The sequence below is a fragment of the Pseudomonas sp. 8(2025) genome (assembly GCF_052665325.1).
In genome coordinates this window covers 100,405-118,674 of the sequence record NZ_JBQOIE010000013.1, presented here as the reverse complement: position 1 = coordinate 118,674, position 18,270 = coordinate 100,405, and the positions used below count along the sequence as shown (strand labels likewise).

Genomic DNA, 18,270 nt, shown 5'->3' with positions numbered 1-18,270 from the left:
ATGCGGTCGATGCTCGAGCCCCTGTGTGTGCTGATCGCCGAAGATGGCGCAGCGGACCGCATGCTGCTGTCCAGCATCATCCGGCGCCAGGGGCATCAGGTGCTGGCGGCAAGCAACGGCGCCGAGGCGGTGCAGCTGTTTCAGCAACAGCGCCCGCACATCGTGCTGATGGATGCATTGATGCCGGTGATGGACGGTTTCGAGGCTGCCCGGCAGATCAAGGCCCTGGCTGGCGAGACCCTGGTGCCGATCATCTTTCTCACCTCCTTGAGCGGCGGCGAGGCCCTGGCTCGCTGCCTGGAAGCGGGTGGCGACGACTTTCTGGCCAAGCCTTACAACCCGGTGGTGCTGGGTGCCAAGATCAACGCAATGGACCGCCTGCGCCGTCTGCAAGAGACCGTGCTGCACCAGCGTGATCAGATCACTCGCCACCACGACTACCTGCTCAACGAGCAGCGGGTGGCCAAGGCGGTGTTCGACAAGGTCGCCCATGCCGGCTGCCTGGATGCGCCGAATATCCGTTACCTGCAATCGCCCTATGCCCTGTTCAACGGCGACCTGTTGTTGGCGGCCTACACCCCGGCCGGAGACATGCACGTACTGCTGGGGGATTTCACCGGCCATGGGCTGCCTGCGGCGGTAGGCGCCATGCCGCTGGCGGAGGTGTTCTACGGCATGACCGCCAAGGGCTACGGCCTGCCGGAAACCCTGCGGGAGATGAATGCCAAGCTCAAGCGCATCCTGCCCGTGGACATGTTCTGCTGTGCCACCCTGCTGTGCCTGAGTTCCCAGCGGCGGGCGGTGGAGGTGTGGAACGGCGGCATGCCCGAAGGGTATCTGTATCGGCACGCCAGCGGCGCACGCACGCCGCTGGTGGCTCGCCACTTGCCCTTGGGTGTGTTGAGCGCCGAGGCCTTCGAGGACAGCACCGAAGTGTTTTCCATGGCGCCGGGAGACCGCGTCTTCCTGTTGTCGGATGGGGTGATCGATACCTGTAATACCGAGGAGCAACTGTTTGGCGTCGAGCGATTGCACCAGGTGTTTGCCGCCAATCGCCAGGAAGATCAGCTGTTCGAAGAAATCCGGCAGGCCCTGGAGCGCTTTGGCGGCAGTGCCCGGGATGATGTGAGCATGGTTGAGGTGGGGTTGCCGGAGTTTCCCCGGTTGGCGCCGCCGGCTCTGGTGTACTCCGACAGTGGCCAGTCCTGCCCGCTGGACTGGTCGGTGAGTTTCGAGTTTCGGGCTGCCACCCTCAAGCGTTTCAATCCCTTGCCCTATCTGCTGCAACTGTTGCTTGAGGTGCATGGCTTGCGCTCCCAGAGCGGGGCGCTGTACAGCGTTTTGGCAGAGCTCTACTCCAATGCCCTGGAACATGGCGTGCTCAAGCTCGACTCGCGGCTCAAGCGCGATGCCGAGGGGTTCACCCGCTATTACCGCGAACGCTCGACCCGGCTTGCGCAGTTGCAGGAGGGCTTTGTCCGGGTGCATCTGCAAGTGCAGCCCCTGGAAGCGGGAGGGCGCCTGGTGGTGCGCGTCGAGGACAGTGGCGAGGGCTTCGATGTGGCTGCGGTCCTGGCGCGGCCCAATGATATGGAGCGTCTGTCGGGGCGTGGCGTCAGTCTGATCCGGCAGATGAGCCGGCAGGCCGTGTGGGCAGATGATGGGCGCAGTGTCTGCGTGGAGTTTTCTTGGGAGGCTCTGGCATAATTCCCGGGTTCTTGATCAAGGAGTGAACAAGTGGCTGAGATTCATCTGGACCACACGGTGCTCAATGCTTTGCAAGAGGTCATGGAGGATGAGTATCCCGTCCTGCTGGATACCTTCGTCTGCGATTCCGAGGAGCGTGTGCGGTTGCTGCATAAGTCCGAGGATACGATTTTGCTGGTAGCCACCGCCCACAGCCTCAAGGGCAGCAGCAGCAACATGGGCGCCACCCGCCTGGCCGAACTCTGTCATCAGCTGGAACTGCGGGCCGGGCAGTCGGCCGCGGATGGCATTCGACAATTGGTGGGGGAGATCGACGGCGAGTTCGCTATCGTTCGACGCTTGTGCGAGCAGGAGCTGCAGCGCTTTCATTGTTGAGAAACAGCTTTTTATCTGCGGATTGATAAAGCTGGCCCGGCCTTTGCAGTCAAGTCTTCCAACTGTACCTATGATCCCCGTGCAGCGGAGACTGTCCCATGGCTGTTACCCCTAATTCGCTTCTTCAGGCCACTGCCCAGGCCAGCGCTAAGTCCAAGACTCAAGCGGCACCTGTCAGCCCCCTGGCGAGCATTGCCGAGCCTGGGGACAAGGCTTCCAGCTTCGCGCAGCTCTACGCCAAGGAATCCCAGAACCAGCCGCAGGCCAAGCCTCCAAGCTTTGCCGACAACTCGCCCAAGCCGGTGCGCGACAAGGGGGCTGACAGTAGCCCGAAGAAGGATGTCAGCAAGGACTCTTCTGCCGCGCCGCAGCCAGTCGTTGCCGATAGCGGCAAATCCTTGCCTGCCGACAAGCCGGCCAGCAGCGACAGCAAAACAGCGTCCACTGATGCTGCCAAGCCGGCTGATACCGCACAAACCGACACTCCGCCCCCCAGCGATCCGATGCTGGATCCAAGCCTGGTACAGGTCGCGCCGCCGCAGCCTGTGGTGCCGGCTGAACCGGCCCCGGCGACACCTGCGCCGCCTCAGGTCGAGGCGGCTCCCGTCGCCCCTGCGCCGGCCATCGTTGCCGCAGTGGTGGCGCCACCCGTCGAGCCGGCCAAGCCTGAGTTCGACCCCGAGGCTGATCCTCTGGATGCCTTGCCTGCGGTGCGCCTGGCCATGGAGCAGGGCGGCCATGTGTCGGCGTCCAGCCAGAGCCAGCCGAAGGCCACGCCAGGCAATGCCGGCAATGAAGGGCAGCTGGCCTCGGTGCAGAACTTCGCCAATGGCATGGCCGGCATGCTCGAGCAGCAGGCGGGCAAGAGCGGCACCGAGCAGGGCGGCGAAAAGGCCTTTAGCGGGTTGATCGCCGATGGCTTGAAGGACCTCAAGGGGGCTTCCAGTGATACCCGGGTGGATGATTTCGCCAATCGCCTGGCGGCGTTGACCCAGGCCGCGACGCCCAAGACGGCCAACGCGGTGCCGGTCAACCAGCCGCTGGCCATGCACCAGAATGGCTGGACCGAAGAGGTGGTCAATCGGGTGATGTACCTGTCCAGCACCAACCTCAAGTCGGCAGACATCCAGTTGCAGCCGGCCGAGCTGGGGCGCCTGGACATTCGCGTGCACATGATTCCGGACCAGCAGACCCAGGTCACCTTCATGAGTGCCCATGCTGGCGTTCGCGAAGCCCTGGAAGGGCAGATGCACCGCATGCGCGACATGTTCAACCAGCAGGGCCTGGGGCAGGTGGACGTCAACGTCTCCGATCAGTCCCGTGGCTGGCAGGGCCAAGAGCAGGCGCAGCAGGAACAGAATCGCCGCAGCGGTTCCAGCACCAGCGGCGGGCGCCTGGACAATGGCGATGATGAGTCGACCCCGGCCGTGGCAGAAGTTCAGGCTCCGGTACAGACCGTGATCGGCAGCAGCGCCGTCGACTACTACGCCTGACCTGTGGCGGGGGTCGCTACCGGCCCCTGCACTGATCCTCGCGGTGTAACTGCAACAGCTTGCCCCCCCAGGTTTCCCTTCGCAGCGTTGCCCTTCGCTGTTGATCCCTGCCTTTCTGACAAATCTGGCATAACACTTGCTCTTGCCTTGCCGTGCGACTGTGAACCCCCGATTAGTGACGGATTATTGGCATGGCGAAGAGCGAAGCAGCAGAAAAACCCACCGCAGGGAAAAGCAAACTCAAGCTTATCCTCTTGATTGTCCTGGCGTTGTTGCTGGCCATCGGCCTGTCGGTCGGCGCCACCTGGTACTTCATGCACAGTGCTCAGAGCAAGCCGGCCCCGGCTGCAGAGACCGCCAGCAACGTCAAGCCTGCGGCGATCTACGAGCCCATGGCCCCAGCCTTTGTTGCCAACTTTACGCAGAACGGCCGGCAGCGCTACATGCAGGTGAGCATTACCCTGCTGGCGCGCAATCAGGCCGACCTGGATGCGCTGAAAGTGCACATGCCGGTGATCCGCAACAACCTGGTCATGCTCTTCTCCGGGCAGAATTTCGACACCCTGGCCACTCCGGTCGGCCAGGAAATGCTCCGCCAGAAGGCCACCGCCAGCGTTCAGGAAGTGGCGCAGAAAGAGGTGGGCAAAGTGGTGGTCGAGCAGTTGCTCTTTACTAACTTCGTACTGCAGTAGGAACACGACATGGCCGTGCAGGACCTGCTGTCCCAGGATGAGATCGATGCGCTGTTGCATGGCGTCGACGACGGTCTGGTACAGACCGAACACGCTGCCGAGCCCGGCAGTGTCAAAAGCTACGACCTGACCAGCCAGGATCGCATCGTCCGTGGACGCATGCCGACCCTGGAAATGATCAACGAGCGTTTCGCCCGCTATACCCGTATCAGCATGTTCAACATGCTGCGCCGTTCGGCTGACGTGGCAGTGGGTGGCGTGCAGGTAATGAAGTTCGGCGAGTATGTGCACTCGCTGTACGTACCCACCAGTCTGAACCTGGTGAAGATCAAGCCGCTGCGCGGCACCGCGCTGTTCATTCTTGACGCCAAGCTGGTGTTCAAGCTGGTGGACAACTTCTTCGGCGGCGATGGCCGCCACGCGAAGATCGAAGGGCGCGAATTCACCCCGACCGAACTGCGGGTGGTGCGCATGGTGCTGGAGCAGGCCTTCGTCGATCTCAAGGAAGCATGGCAGGCGATCATGCCGGTCAACTTCGAGTACATAAACTCGGAAGTGAACCCGGCCATGGCCAACATCGTCGGTCCCAGCGAAGCCATCGTGGTGTCGACCTTCCACATCGAGCTCGATGGCGGTGGCGGCGATCTGCACGTGACCATGCCGTATTCGATGATCGAGCCGATCCGCGAAATGCTCGACGCCGGCTTCCAGTCCGACCTGGACGACCAGGACGAACGCTGGAGCAAGGCTCTGCGCGAGGACGTGCTGGATGTGGCCGTGCCGCTGAGCGCCACTGTCGCCCGTCGTCAGTTGCGCCTGCGGGACATCCTGCACATGCAGCCTGGCGATGTAATCCCGGTGGAACTGCCCGAAGACATGATCATGCGCGCCAATGGCGTGCCGTCGTTCAAGGTCAAGCTGGGTTCCCACAAGGGCAACCTGGCGCTGCAAGTGATCGAGCCGATCGAGCGCCGTTGAGCGGCGCTCCAACCTGTTTGCTGTTCAATGAATTTTTGCCCGTCGAGGACCTATGATGGCTGACGAAATTAACTCCCAGGACGACCAGGCGCTGGCCGACGAGTGGGCTGCTGCGCTGGAAGAAACCGGTGATGCCGGTCAGGCGGATATCGATGCCCTGCTGGCGGCGGATGCCGGCGCCGCGTCAAGTTCCGGGCGCTTGCAGATGGAAGAGTTCGGCAGCGTGCCGAAGAACCATGAGCCGGTCACCCTGGACGGCCCTAACCTGGACGTGATTCTGGATATCCCAGTATCGATCTCCATGGAAGTGGGCAGCACCGATATCAACATTCGCAACCTGCTGCAGCTCAACCAGGGCTCGGTGATCGAGCTCGATCGCTTGGCCGGCGAGCCGCTGGACGTGCTGGTCAACGGCACCCTGATCGCCCATGGCGAGGTGGTTGTGGTCAACGAAAAGTTCGGCATTCGCCTGACTGACGTGATCAGCCCCAGCGAACGCATCAAGAAGCTGCGCTAAGTGAACAAGCTGCTTGGCATTGCATTTGCGCTGCCCCTGAGCGCCCTGGCTGCGGAGCCGGCGGCCACCGCCGCGGTGGCTGCGGCTGCGCCCGTGACCGGCAGTGTCAGCGGCCAGTTGACCCAGTTGGTACTGGGCCTGCTGCTGGTGATCGGCGTGATCTTCTTCCTGGCCTGGCTGTTGCGCCGGGTGCAGCAGGCCGGTCCTGCCGGCAAGGGGCAGGTGATCGAACTGATCGGCTCCCGGGCTCTGGGCCCGCGCGATCGCCTGGTGTTGGTGCAGGTTGGCAACGAGCAGATCCTGCTGGGCCTGACCCCGGGCACCATCACCCCGTTGCATGTACTCAAGGAGCCGGTGCAGGTGCCCAGTGCCGAGCAGGCGACGCCCGAGTTCGCCCAGCGCCTGATGGAGCTGTTGGGCAAGGATCAGAAGGATAAGAAGTAATGCCGTTGCGCATCATCTTGACGTTGGCACTGATGCTGGCGGCGCCGCTGGCGTTGGCGGCGGACCCGTTGTCGATCCCGGCGATCACCCTTGGCACCAATGCCAGCGGCCAGCAGGAGTATTCGGTCAGCCTGCAGATCCTGCTGATCATGACGGCGCTGAGCTTCATTCCAGCGTTCGTCATGCTGATGACCAGCTTCACCCGGATCATCATCGTCTTCTCGATCCTGCGTCAGGCCCTGGGCCTGCAGCAGACCCCGTCGAACCAGATCCTCACCGGCATGGCGCTGTTTCTTACCATGTTCATCATGGCGCCGGTGTTCGACCGGGTGAACCAGGACGCCTTGCAGCCTTACCTGGCGGAAAAACTCACCGCCCAGGACGCCGTGGCCAAGGCTCAGGTGCCGATCAAGGACTTCATGCTGGCGCAGACCCGCAGCAGCGACCTGGAGCTGTTCATGCGCCTGTCCAAGCGCACCGACATCGCCAGCCCTGACCAGGCGCCGCTGACCATCCTGGTCCCGGCCTTCGTCACCTCCGAGCTCAAGACTGCGTTCCAGATCGGCTTCATGATCTTCATTCCGTTCCTGATCATCGACCTGGTGGTGGCCAGTGTGCTGATGGCCATGGGCATGATGATGCTCTCGCCCCTGATCATTTCCCTGCCGTTCAAGATCATGCTGTTCGTCCTCGTGGACGGTTGGGCGTTGATCATCGGTACCCTGGCGGGCAGTTTCGGTGGTGTTTAAAACCTTGTTTGCGGGTGATCGAAAATGACTCCGGAAGTCGCGGTAGACCTGTTTCGCGAAGCGCTCTGGCTGACCACCATGATGGTGGCGGTGCTGGTGGTGCCCAGCTTGTTGGTGGGCCTGATGGTGGCCATGTTCCAGGCTGCCACCCAGATCAACGAACAGACCCTGAGCTTCCTGCCGCGCCTGCTGGTGATGCTGGTGACCCTGATTGTCGCCGGGCCCTGGCTGGTGCAAACCTTCATGGAATACATCCGTCAGTTGTACGGCAGTATTCCGCAGTTGATCGGCTGAGCCCATGTCCCTGCTGGCGTTGACCGACACCCAGATCAGTACCTGGGTGGCGAGCTTCATGTTGCCGCTGTTCCGGGTCACCTCGCTGCTGATGGTGATGCCGGTCTTCGGGACCACCCTGGTGCCGCGGCGGGTACGCTTGTACTTTGCCCTGGCGATCACCGTGGTGATAGCGCCGGGGCTGCCGCCCATGCCCGAAGTGCACGCCCTGGATCTCAGCGGCCTGTTGCTGGTCGCCGAACAGATCCTGATCGGCGCGGTACTGGGGTTTTCCCTGCAGCTGTTCTTCCAGGCTTTCGTGGTTGCCGGACAGATCGTGGCGATCCAGATGGGCATGGGGTTCGCTTCCATGGTCGACCCCACCAACGGTGTGTCGGTGGCGGTGATCGGGCAGTTCTTCACCATGCTGGTGACCCTGTTGTTCCTGGCCATGAACGGCCACTTGGTGGTGTTCGAGGTACTTACCGAGAGCTTTACCACCCTGCCGGTGGGTGGCGGCCTGATGGTCAACCATTACTGGGAGCTGGCAGGCAAGCTCGGTTGGGTGCTGGGGGCGGCGCTGCTGCTGGTATTGCCGGCGATCACCGCGCTGCTGGTGGTGAACATCGCCTTTGGCGTCATGACTCGCGCGGCGCCGCAATTGAACATCTTCTCCATCGGCTTTCCCCTGACCCTGGTGCTGGGCATGGGCATCGTCTGGATCAGCCTGGCTGACATTCTCAATCAGTATCAACCGCTGGCCTCCGAGGCCCTGCAGTTCTTGCGCGAACTGGCGAGGGCACGCTGAGCCATGGCAGAGAGCGAGAGCGGTCAGGACAAGACAGAAGAGCCCACGGAGAAACGCAAAAAGGACTCCCGGGAAAAGGGCGAGATTGCCCGCTCCAAGGAGCTCAATACCCTGGCCATCATGCTGGCGGGGGCGGGTGGTCTGCTGGTCTATGGTGGTGGCCTGGCCCTGGATCTGCTGGAAATCATGCGCCTGAATTTCTCCCTGCCCCGTGAAGTGCTGCTCAGCCCCGGGGCTATGGGCCTGTACCTGCTGCATTCGGGCAAGATCGCCATCCTGGCAGTGCAGCCGGTACTGCTGACCCTGCTGCTGGCGGCGGTCATCGGCCCTATTTCCCTGGGCGGCTGGTTGTTCGCCGGCAAGAGCCTGGCGCCCAAGTTCAGCCGGATGAACCCGGCCAACGGCCTCAAGCGGATGTTTTCCCCCACGGCGTTGATCGAGCTGCTCAAGGCCCTGGCCAAGTTTGCCCTGGTGCTGTTCGTGGCGCTCTCGGTGCTCTCGGCAGATATCGACGACCTCTTGCGTATCGCCCATGAGCCCCTGGAGAAGGCGATCATCCACAGTATCCAGGTGGTGGGCTGGAGCACCTTGTGGATGGCCTGCGGGCTGATCCTGATTGCTGCAGTGGATGTGCCGGTGCAGCTGTACCAGGCCCACAAGAAGTTGCTGATGACCAAGCAGGAAGTGCGCGACGAGCACAAGGACCAGGAGGGGCGGCCTGAGGTCAAGCAGCGGATTCGCCAGTTGCAGCGCGAGATGTCCCAGCGGCGGATGATGGCGGCGATCCCGGAGGCCGATGTGGTCATCACCAACCCGACCCACTACGCCGTGGCGCTCAAATACGATGCCGAGAAGGGCGGGGCGCCGGTGCTGCTGGCCAAGGGCAGCGACTTCCTGGCCTTGCAGATTCGCGAGATCGCCGTGGCCCACGAAGTCATGCTGCTGGAGTCGCCGGCCCTGGCGCGTTCGATCTTCTATTCCACCGAGCTTGAGGAAGAGATTCCTGCCGGGCTTTACCTGGCGGTGGCCCAGGTACTGGCCTACGTCTATCAGATCCGCCAGCACCGCGCGGGCAAGGGCAAGCGCCCGGATCCGCTCAAGGATCTGCCGATTCCGCCGGATCTGCAGCGCGATACTTCTGGCAAGCAGGCCCCACCCGGGCCCGTCACGCCGGTATAAGCCTGGCCATAGCGGCGCTAAAAAACACTCCTCGCCAGAAAAGTGGCTTATCGCCATTATTTTTTTGCTTGTGCATGCCCAGGCTTGCCGATGCGGCTGATAGAGGCTGCGGCCCTCTGCTTCCGGCGTCAGGGCAAAGTTGGAAGGTTTCTTGCAGTAGCAGCCCCGTGCCGCTTCAGGCGTCAAAAGTTTGCTTTACGGAACGGGGTAAATCGGTGGATCGCTCTCAGTTAATCAACACGGCTCGCAGCAACCTGGCTGACCTCGGTCGAGGCAATCTGGGTGTGCCGGTGCTGCTGTTGGTCATGCTGGCCATGATGATGTTGCCGGTCCCGGCGTTCCTGCTGGACGTGTTCTTCACGTTCAACATCGCTTTGTCGATCGTGGTTCTGCTGGTGTGCGTGTACGCCCTGCGGCCGCTGGACTTTGCCGTGTTCCCCACCATTCTGCTGGTGGCCACGCTGCTGCGCCTGGCGCTCAACGTGGCTTCGACCCGGGTGGTGATGCTCCATGGCCAGGAGGGCCACGCCGCTGCCGGTAAGGTGATCCAGGCCTTCGGTGAGGTGGTGATCGGCGGCAACTACGTGGTCGGTATCGTGGTCTTTGCGATCCTCATGATCATCAACTTCGTGGTGGTGACCAAGGGTGCCGGCCGTATTTCCGAGGTGAGCGCGCGCTTCACCCTGGACGCCATGCCCGGCAAGCAGATGGCCATCGATGCTGACTTGAACGCCGGCCTGATCGACCAGAACCAGGCCAAGCTGCGCCGTCTCGAAGTGGCCCAGGAGGCCGAGTTCTACGGTTCCATGGACGGTGCCAGCAAATTCGTGCGCGGTGACGCCATCGCCGGTTTGCTGATCCTGTTCATCAACCTGATCGGCGGCATGGCCGTCGGTATCTTCCAGCACAACATGAGCTTTGGCGATGCGGGCCGGGTATACGCCTTGCTGACCATCGGTGACGGTTTGGTGGCGCAATTGCCATCACTGTTGCTGTCCACTGCGGCGGCGATCATGGTGACCCGGGCTTCGGGTTCCGAAGACATGGGCAAGCAGATCAACCGGCAGATGTTCGCTTCGCCCAAGGCGCTGGCGGTGGCAGCCGGCCTGATGGCCGTGATGGGGCTGGTGCCGGGCATGCCGCACGTCTCCTTCCTCAGCCTGGCGGCCGTGGCCGGTGGCGCCGCTTATCTGGTCTGGAAAAAGCAGAACCAGGTCAAGGTCAAGGCTCTGGAAGAGGTCCAGCGTCAACAGGACCTGCTGCCTTCCCCGGCCCGTGCCCTGGAAACCAAGGAGTTGGGTTGGGACGACGTGACGCCGATCGACATGATCGGCCTGGAAGTCGGTTACCGCCTGATTCCCCTGGTGGATCGCAACCAGGGCGGGCAATTGCTGGCGCGGATCAAGGGGGTACGCAAGAAGCTCTCCCAGGACCTGGGCTTTCTCATGCCCACGGTGCATATCCGCGACAACCTGGACCTGGCGCCGAGCGCCTACCGCCTGACCCTGATGGGGGTGATCCTGGCCGAAGCGGAGATCTATCCGGATCGCGAGCTGGCGATCAACCCGGGGCAGGTCTATGGCACGCTCAACGGCATCTCCGCTCGGGACCCGGCCTTTGGTCTGGAAGCGGTGTGGATCGAAATCAGCCAGCGGCCGCAGGCGCAGTCCCTGGGCTACACCGTGGTGGACGCCAGTACCGTGGTCGCCACCCACTTGAACCAGATTCTGTACAAGCACTCCAGCGAACTGATCGGCCACGAAGAGGTCCAGCAGTTGCTGCAAGTGTTGTCCAAGAGTTCGCCGAAGCTGGCCGAGGAATTGGTGCCGGGCGTGCTGTCGCTGTCGCAGTTGCTCAAGGTCCTGCAGGCGCTGCTGGCCGAGCAGGTGCCGGTACGCGACATCCGCAGCATTGCCGAAGCCATCGCCAACAATGCCGCCAAGAGTCAAGATACTGCCGCTTTGGTTGCCGCGGTACGCGTCGGATTGTCTCGTGCCATCGTCCAAAGCATTGTAGGCACTGAGTCTGAGCTGCCTGTGATCACCTTGGAGCCAAGGTTGGAACAAATTTTGCTCAGCAGTCTGCAGAAGGCAGGACAAGGCCAGGAAGAAGGCGTTCTGCTGGAGCCAAGCATGGCAGAGAAGCTGCAGCGTTCGCTGATCGATGCGGCGCAGCGTCAAGAGATGCAAGGTCAACCGGTGATTCTGTTGGTAGCGGGGCCGGTCCGCGCCATGCTCTCGCGGTTCGGCCGTCTCGCCGTCCCGGGTTTGCATGTGCTGGCGTACCAGGAAATTCCGGACAACAAGCAAGTGACCATCGTTGCGACAGTAGGGCCCAACGGCTGAGGTAGTGGGTTATGCAAGTTAAGCGTTTTTTCGCCGCCGATATGCGTCAGGCCATGAAACTGGTTCGTGATGAGTTGGGCGCTGAAGCCGCCATCATCGGCAACCGGCGGATCGCCGGCGGTGTCGAGCTGACGGCTGCGCTGGATTACAAGTTGTCGGCCTTGTCGCCACGGGTTCCGAACATGGAACTCGAGGACGAGCTGCGCAAGACCCAGTCGCGGATTGTCACCGCCCAGGCCGAACTGAGCCTGCGGGGCGAGGGCGACAGTGCCTCGATCACCAATCGCCAGCTGTTCGCCGGCCTGCCGTTGACCGCGGCCGAACCCCTGATCGAGCCGACCCTGACCGAGCGTCCGCGCCCGGCGCCGGCTCCTGCAGCGCCACCTGCCGATACGCGGGCGCTGGACTCGATGCGTTTCGAGCTCAACGGTCTGCGCGAACTGCTGGAAGTGCAGCTCGGCTCCCTGGCCTGGAGCCAGTTGCAGGGCAGCCGTCCGGAGCAGGCCAACCTCTGGCGTCGCCTGCAGCGCATCGGCCTGTCGGGCCCGCTGGCCCGCGACCTGCTGGCACTGATTACCGAAATCAACGAACCCCGTCAGGCCTGGCGCATGTTGCTGGCGCACCTGGCGCGAATGATCCAGACCCCGGAAGTCGAGCCTCTGGAAGAGGGCGGCGTGATCGCCATGGTCGGCCCGGCCGGCATGGGCAAGACCACCACCCTGGCCAAGCTGGCGGCGCGCTACGTGCTCAAGTACGGGGCGCAGAACATTGCCCTGGTGAGCATGGACAGCTACCGCATCGGCGCCCAGGAGCAGCTCAAGACCCTGGGGCGCATCCTCAATGTGTCGGTGACCCATGTGGACCCGGGCCAGTCCCTGGCCCAGGCACTGGATCCGCTGCTGCGCAAGCGCGTGGTGCTGATCGATACCGCCGGCCTGCAGGCCAGCGATCCGGCGTTGCGCATGCAACTGGAGAGCCTGGCCGGTCGTGGCATTCGTGCGAAGAACTATCTGGTACTGGCTACCACCAGCCAGAAACAGGTGCTGACCGCCGCCTACCACAGCTACAAACGCTGCGGCCTGGCCGGTTGCATCCTGACTAAACTTGATGAAACAGCCAGTCTTGGCGAAGTGTTGAGCCTGGCCATCAGTCATGAACTGCCGGTTGCCTATCTCACTGATGGTCCGCGGATTCCTGACGATCTGCACCTGCCTCGCCGGCATCAGCTGGTGAGTCGCGCGGTAAGCGTACAGATGCAGGAAGAACCCAGCGAGGAAGCCATGGCCGACATGTTCGCTGACCTTTACCACAGCCCGTCCAAACGGGTTGGCTGAGGTAATCATGAATAGATTGCAGTGTATCTACATCGATGGTCTGCCATGCATTGTTCCAATGGTGAACGCGCAGCCAGTTATGTGGCCCCGTCTAAGTAAGACAAGGTAAAGAAAGAACATGGGCAGCATGCATCCCGTACAGGTGATTGCGGTGACCGGCGGCAAAGGTGGCGTCGGCAAGACTAATGTGTCAGTGAACTTGTCCCTGGCTCTGGCTGAGCTCGGCCGGCGGGTCTTGCTGCTGGATGCCGACCTGGGACTGGCCAATGTCGATGTCCTGCTGGGCCTGACTCCCAAACATACCCTGGCCGACGTCATCGAGGGCCGTTGCGAACTGCGCGATGTGCTGCTCCAGGGCCCTGGAGGCATCCGCATCGTACCGGCCGCCTCGGGCACCCAGAGCATGGTGCACCTGAGCCCTGCGCAGCACGCTGGCCTGATCCAGGCCTTCAGCGATATCGGCGACAATCTCGATGTGCTGGTGATCGACACCGCTGCGGGTATTGGTGACTCGGTAGTCAGCTTTGTCCGCGCGGCCCAGGAAGTACTGCTGGTGGTGTGCGACGAGCCGACCTCGATCACGGACGCCTACGCGCTGATCAAGCTGCTCAACCGCGACTACGGCATGAACCGTTTCCGGGTCCTGGCCAACATGGCTCAGAGCCCTCAGGAAGGTCGCAACCTGTTTGCAAAATTGACCAAGGTCACGGATCGCTTCCTGGACGTGGCCTTACAATACGTCGGCGCAGTTCCCTACGACGAAAGCGTACGCAAGGCCGTGCAAAAGCAGCGTGCGGTCTATGAAGCCTTTCCTCGTTCGAAGTGTGCATTGGCGTTCAAGGCCATCGCGCAAAAAGTCGATACCTGGCCGTTGCCGGCGAACCCACGCGGGCATCTGGAGTTTTTTGTCGAGCGGCTAGTGCATCAAACAGCGGGACCGGTGCTATGACTGCCAGTGGCTACAACCTCTACAAGAAGTCGGCGCGTGACAGCCAGTACGAATTGATCGAGCGCTACGCGCCTCTGGTCAAGCGTATTGCCTATCACCTGCTGGCGCGGTTGCCGGCCAGTGTTCAGGTAGAAGACCTGATTCAGGCCGGGATGATCGGTTTGCTCGAAGTGTCGACCAAATACGACGCGAGCAAGGGGGCGAGTTTCGAAACCTACGCGGGTATCCGTATCCGTGGGGCGATGCTCGACGAGGTTCGTAAAGGCGACTGGGCACCGCGTTCGGTGCACCGTAATACGCGCATGGTCAGTGATGCGATTCGCGCAATTGAAGCTAAAACCGGTCGTGACGCTAAAGATCATGAAGTTGCGGCCGAACTTCAATTGAGTCTCGACGATTATTACGGGATTTTGAACGACACCTTGGGCAGCCGCCTGTTCAGTTTCGACGACCTGTTGCAGGACGGCGAGCATGAAGGGCTGCATGAGGATGGCGCCAGTGCTCATCTCGAGCCGTCACGGGACTTGGAGGATGAACGCTTCCAGGCCGCGTTGGCGGATGCGATTGCCAATTTGCCGGAGCGCGAGCGACTGGTGTTGGCGCTGTACTACGACGAAGAGCTGAACCTCAAGGAAATCGGTGAGGTCCTGGGGGTCAGCGAATCGCGGGTCAGCCAGTTACACAGCCAGTGCGCAGCCCGTTTGCGGGGGCGTTTGGGGGAGTGGCGAGCGCGCTGACAGGCAGTGTGGGGACACTGCGTTCAGGACCGGTGAAGCAAGCGCTGCACCGGTCTTGCAGTATGTGCTCCATGCAGTCGTTGTGTGTTATGCCGGATTGATTGAATGGCGCGTTCAGGTGCTGGATGCGTTTAAGACTGCTTGGAGGTCGAATTGGACAAGAACATGAAAATCCTCATCGTTGATGACTTTTCAACGATGCGGCGGATCATTAAGAACCTGTTGCGTGATCTGGGATTCACCAACACGGTCGAGGCCGACGATGGCACTACCGCCATTCCGGTACTCAACAGCGGGAGCATCGACTTTCTGGTAACGGACTGGAACATGCCGGGCATGACCGGTATCGACCTGCTGCGCCACGTGCGCGCCGATGAAAAACTCAAGCACCTGCCGGTATTGATGGTGACTGCTGAAGCCAAGCGCGAGCAGATCATCGAAGCTGCCCAGGCCGGCGTAAACGGCTATGTCGTCAAACCATTCACGGCTCAGGCGTTGAAAGAGAAGATCGAAAAAATCTTCGAACGCATCGGTTGAGACGCGTAGCCATTCCGCCACGGGGGAGCTATGGAGCATAACGAATCTTCACTGGGCGACTTTGAGTCGACCCTGAAAAAACATGCGCTGGAACTGGTCGAGAGCCTTGAAAAGGGCCGGTTCGGCGAAGCGGTGCAATTGATCCATGAGCTCAATCAGACCCGTGACCGCGGCCTGTACCAGGAAGTGGGCAAGCTCACCCGCGAGCTGCATAGCGCGATCGTCAATTTCCAGATTGACCCGCACATGCCACAAGCCGAGGAAGTTTCACAGATCACGGATGCCACTGAGCGCCTGTCCTATGTGGTCCGGCTGACGGAAGCCGCAGCCAACCGCACCATGGACCTGGTGGAGAGCAGCACCCCGCTGGTCAACGGCCTGAGCACTGAAGCCCAGGCCTTGAGCGCAGACTGGGGGCGCTTCATGCGGCGCGAGGTCGGCGCTGAAGAGTTTCGCGAGCTGGCGCGCCGGGTCGACAGTTTCCTGACGCGCAGCGAACAGGAAACCCGTACCGTTTCCGGCCACCTCAACGACATTCTGCTGGCGCAGGATTACCAGGACCTGACCGGTCAGGTGATCAAGCGTGTGACCCAGTTGGTCACGGAAGTCGAAAGCAATCTGCTCAAACTCGTCTTGATGGCCAGCCAGGTCGATCGTTTCGCCGGTATCGAACATGACCGTGAATCGATCCTCGCTGAAAAAGATCCGCAAAAACATCTCGCCAAGGGTGAAGGTCCGCAGATTCATGCCGATAAACGGGAAGACGTTATGTCCGGTCAGGACGATGTAGACGATTTGCTTTCCAGCCTTGGATTCTAGGAGCACCCATTAATGAGCTTCGGCGCCGATGAAGAGATCCTTCAGGATTTCCTGGTTGAGGCCGGCGAGATTCTAGAGCAACTGTCCGAACAACTGGTCGAGCTGGAAAGCCGGCCGGATGATGCGGATTTGCTCAATGCAATTTTTCGCGGTTTTCACACTGTTAAAGGGGGCGCCGGCTTCCTCCAGCTCAATGAGCTGGTGGAGTGCTGCCACATCGCCGAGAACGTCTTCGACATCCTGCGCAAGGGTGAGCGGCGAGTCGACTCGGAACTGATGGACGTGGTGCTTGAAGCTCTGGACGCGGTGAACGGCATGTTCAGCCAGGTCCGTGAGCGCACCGAAATCACCGCTGCCACACCGGAGTTGCTGGCGGCCCTGGCGCGCCTGGCCGAACCTGCCGGTGCCGAGCCTGCAGCACCTGCTGTGGAAGAGGTGGTTGAGCCGGTTGCCGAGCCTGTGGCTGAAGAAAGCCCGGCAGGGGACATCACCGATAACGAATTCGAGCTGTTGCTCGACTCGCTGAATGCCGCCAAGGCCGAAGCCGAAGCAGCGCCTGCCGCCGCACCTGCGGCCCAGGGCGAGCCGGCCAGCGATGAAATCACCGACGCCGAGTTCGAATCCCTGCTCGATCAGTTGCACGGCAAGGGCCAGTTCGCCCCGGATGCCGTGGCACCGGCCGCGGCCAGTGCCACCAGTGGTGCGGCTGGCGCAGGTGATGAGATCACCGACGATGAATTCGAAGCATTGCTGGACCAGTTGCATGGCAAGGGCAACTTCGCCGTGGAGGCCCTGGATTCGGCCGTGGCGGCGGCGCCTGCCGCTCCTGCCGCAGCCGCACCAAGCGCAGCCGCAGCCGGCAGCGACCTGATCACCGATCACGAATTCGAATCCCTGCTGGATGAGTTGCACGGCAAGGGCAAATTCTCCGAAACCCCGGGTGCGGCCAAGCCAGCCGCGGCCACTGCGGCTCCGGCAGCGGCGGCCACTGCTGCCGTCGCCAAGCCGGCGGCGAAGAAGCCCGAGCCCAAGGCCGAGGCGCCGAAAGCTGCCGCTGCTCCTGCTGCGGCCCCGGCCCCGGCTCGCGCCGCCGCTGCGGCCCCGCCGGCGGAAAAGCCTGCCAGCGAAGCGGAAACCACGGTGCGTGTCGATACCGCGCGCCTGGACGAAATCATGAACATGGTGGGCGAGCTGGTGCTGGTGCGTAACCGCCTGGTGCGCCTGGGCCTCAACAGCGGCGACGAAGCCATGTCCAAGGCCGTGTCGAACCTCGACGTGGTGACTGCCGACCTGCAGACCGCGGTGATGAAGACCCGCATGCAGCCGATCAAGAAGGTCTTCGGGCGCTTCCCGCGCCTGGTTCGCGACCTGGCCCGGCAGCTCAAGAAAGAGATCAACCTGGAGCTGGTGGGGGAAGAAACCGACCTCGACAAGAACCTGGTAGAGGCCCTGGCCGACCCGCTGGTGCACTTGGTGCGCAACGCGGTGGACCACGGCATCGAATCGCCGGAAGAGCGCGAAGCCTCGGGCAAGTCCCGTGGCGGCAAGGTGGTGCTGGCGGCGGAACAGGAAGGCGACCACATCCTGCTGTCGATCTCCGATGACGGCAAGGGCATGGACCCGAACGTGTTGCGCGCCATCGCCGTCAAGCGTGGCGTGATGGACAAGGATGCCGCCGACCGCCTGAGCGATACCGAGTGCTACAACCTGATCTTTGCCCCGGGCTTCTCCACCAAGACCGAGATTTCCGATGTGTCCGGTCGCGGTGTGGGCATGGACGTGGTGAAGACCAAGATTTCCCAGCTCAATGGTTCGATCAACATCTATTCGACCAAGGGCCAGGGCTCGAAGATCGTCATCAAGGTGCCGTTGACCCTGGCGATCATGCCGACCCTGATGGTCATGCTCGGCAACCAGGCATTCGCTTTCCCGCTGGTCAACGTCAACGAGATCTTCCACCTCGACCTGTCGCGCACCAACGTGGTGGACGGCCAGGAAGTGGTGATCGTGCGCGACAAGGCGTTGCCCCTGTTCTACCTCAAACGCTGGCTGGTCAGTTCCGCCGCTCATGAAGAGCAGCGCGAGGGCCACGTAGTGATCCTTTCGGTGGGTACCCAGCGGATCGGCTTTGTCGTCGATCAACTGGTGGGCCAGGAAGAAGTGGTCATCAAGCCCTTGGGCAAAATGCTTCAGGGAACCCCGGGCATGTCCGGCGCCACCATTACCGGTGACGGCCGCATTGCTCTGATCCTCGATGTTCCGAGCATGCTCAAGCGTTACGCCGCACGGCGTATTTGATTCGGCGGGGAGGGGCGGTTGGCCTCGCCCCACCTA

At 62.0% G+C, this 18,270-nt stretch carries 18 protein-coding genes; all 18 read left to right on the top strand.

The genetic code is table 11. The features are described 5' to 3' along the window. The 18 genes from ACUXVH_RS23255 to ACUXVH_RS23170 all read left to right on the top strand — a co-directional run bounded on the left by ACUXVH_RS23255 (position 1) and on the right by ACUXVH_RS23170 (position 18,234). Complete coding sequence (locus tag ACUXVH_RS23255; protein ID WP_065363380.1) at positions 1 to 1,707, top strand: fused response regulator/phosphatase; 1,707 nt, start codon at positions 1 to 3, stop codon at positions 1,705 to 1,707. 30 nt (positions 1,708 to 1,737) lie between these two features. Further along, positions 1,738 to 2,082, top strand: a complete 345-nt coding sequence (locus ACUXVH_RS23250) for an Hpt domain-containing protein (RefSeq protein ID WP_011059981.1) — start codon at positions 1,738 to 1,740, stop codon at positions 2,080 to 2,082. A 98-nt stretch (positions 2,083 to 2,180) separates the two neighbouring features. Beyond that, positions 2,181 to 3,575, top strand: coding sequence for a flagellar hook-length control protein FliK (locus ACUXVH_RS23245; protein WP_065363381.1), 1,395 nt, complete (start codon positions 2,181 to 2,183; stop codon positions 3,573 to 3,575). Positions 3,576 to 3,766: 191 nt separating this feature from the next. Beyond that, on the top strand, positions 3,767 to 4,267 hold the full coding sequence (gene fliL / locus ACUXVH_RS23240; RefSeq protein ID WP_065363382.1) for a flagellar basal body-associated protein FliL: 501 nt from the start codon (positions 3,767 to 3,769) through the stop codon (positions 4,265 to 4,267). Positions 4,268 to 4,276: 9 nt separating this feature from the next. Continuing rightward, positions 4,277 to 5,245 (top strand): flagellar motor switch protein FliM, encoded by a 969-nt coding sequence (fliM, locus tag ACUXVH_RS23235; RefSeq protein ID WP_011059984.1) that lies wholly within the window; start codon positions 4,277 to 4,279, stop codon positions 5,243 to 5,245. Between the two features lie 55 nt (positions 5,246 to 5,300). Continuing rightward, positions 5,301 to 5,762 (top strand): flagellar motor switch protein FliN, encoded by a 462-nt coding sequence (gene fliN / locus ACUXVH_RS23230; protein WP_011059985.1) that lies wholly within the window; start codon positions 5,301 to 5,303, stop codon positions 5,760 to 5,762. Then, complete coding sequence (gene fliO / locus ACUXVH_RS23225) at positions 5,763 to 6,206, top strand: flagellar biosynthetic protein FliO (RefSeq protein WP_011059986.1); 444 nt, start codon at positions 5,763 to 5,765, stop codon at positions 6,204 to 6,206. Next, a complete protein-coding gene (fliP, locus tag ACUXVH_RS23220; RefSeq protein WP_011059987.1) occupies positions 6,206 to 6,955 on the top strand; it encodes a flagellar type III secretion system pore protein FliP in 750 nt (249 codons plus the stop codon). Before fliO ends, fliP begins: the two co-directional genes overlap by 1 nt. 24 nt (positions 6,956 to 6,979) lie before the next feature. Beyond that, the gene (gene fliQ / locus ACUXVH_RS23215) at positions 6,980 to 7,249 is read left to right on the top strand and encodes a flagellar biosynthesis protein FliQ (protein WP_011059988.1); all 270 of its coding nucleotides are present in this window, start codon (positions 6,980 to 6,982) and stop codon (positions 7,247 to 7,249) included. Positions 7,250 to 7,253: 4 nt separating this feature from the next. Further along, positions 7,254 to 8,036 carry a flagellar biosynthetic protein FliR gene (gene fliR, locus ACUXVH_RS23210; protein WP_011059989.1) on the top strand — a complete coding sequence of 261 codons (783 nt, stop codon included), beginning with the start codon at positions 7,254 to 7,256 and terminating at the stop codon, positions 8,034 to 8,036. Between the two features lie 3 nt (positions 8,037 to 8,039). Then, the gene (gene flhB / locus ACUXVH_RS23205) at positions 8,040 to 9,215 is read left to right on the top strand and encodes a flagellar biosynthesis protein FlhB (RefSeq protein ID WP_065363383.1); all 1,176 of its coding nucleotides are present in this window, start codon (positions 8,040 to 8,042) and stop codon (positions 9,213 to 9,215) included. A 215-nt stretch (positions 9,216 to 9,430) separates the two neighbouring features. Then, positions 9,431 to 11,560, top strand: coding sequence for a flagellar biosynthesis protein FlhA (flhA, locus tag ACUXVH_RS23200; RefSeq protein WP_065363384.1), 2,130 nt, complete (start codon positions 9,431 to 9,433; stop codon positions 11,558 to 11,560). Between the two features lie 11 nt (positions 11,561 to 11,571). Next, positions 11,572 to 12,894 carry a flagellar biosynthesis protein FlhF gene (gene flhF, locus ACUXVH_RS23195; RefSeq protein WP_011060001.1) on the top strand — a complete coding sequence of 441 codons (1,323 nt, stop codon included), beginning with the start codon at positions 11,572 to 11,574 and terminating at the stop codon, positions 12,892 to 12,894. 118 nt (positions 12,895 to 13,012) lie between these two features. Beyond that, entirely contained in the window at positions 13,013 to 13,843 is an 831-nt protein-coding gene (fleN, locus tag ACUXVH_RS23190; RefSeq protein ID WP_011060002.1) for a flagellar synthesis regulator FleN, read from the top strand. Continuing rightward, complete coding sequence (gene fliA / locus ACUXVH_RS23185; protein WP_011060003.1) at positions 13,840 to 14,580, top strand: RNA polymerase sigma factor FliA; 741 nt, start codon at positions 13,840 to 13,842, stop codon at positions 14,578 to 14,580. Before fleN ends, fliA begins: the two co-directional genes overlap by 4 nt. A gap of 165 nt (positions 14,581 to 14,745) precedes the next feature. Then, positions 14,746 to 15,117 (top strand): chemotaxis response regulator CheY, encoded by a 372-nt coding sequence (locus ACUXVH_RS23180; RefSeq protein ID WP_003183998.1) that lies wholly within the window; start codon positions 14,746 to 14,748, stop codon positions 15,115 to 15,117. A gap of 30 nt (positions 15,118 to 15,147) precedes the next feature. Next, positions 15,148 to 15,936, top strand: coding sequence for a protein phosphatase CheZ (locus tag ACUXVH_RS23175; protein ID WP_011060004.1), 789 nt, complete (start codon positions 15,148 to 15,150; stop codon positions 15,934 to 15,936). Positions 15,937 to 15,948: 12 nt separating this feature from the next. Then, positions 15,949 to 18,234 (top strand): chemotaxis protein CheA, encoded by a 2,286-nt coding sequence (locus tag ACUXVH_RS23170; RefSeq protein ID WP_065363385.1) that lies wholly within the window; start codon positions 15,949 to 15,951, stop codon positions 18,232 to 18,234. The last annotated feature ends 36 nt before the right edge of the window (positions 18,235 to 18,270 follow it).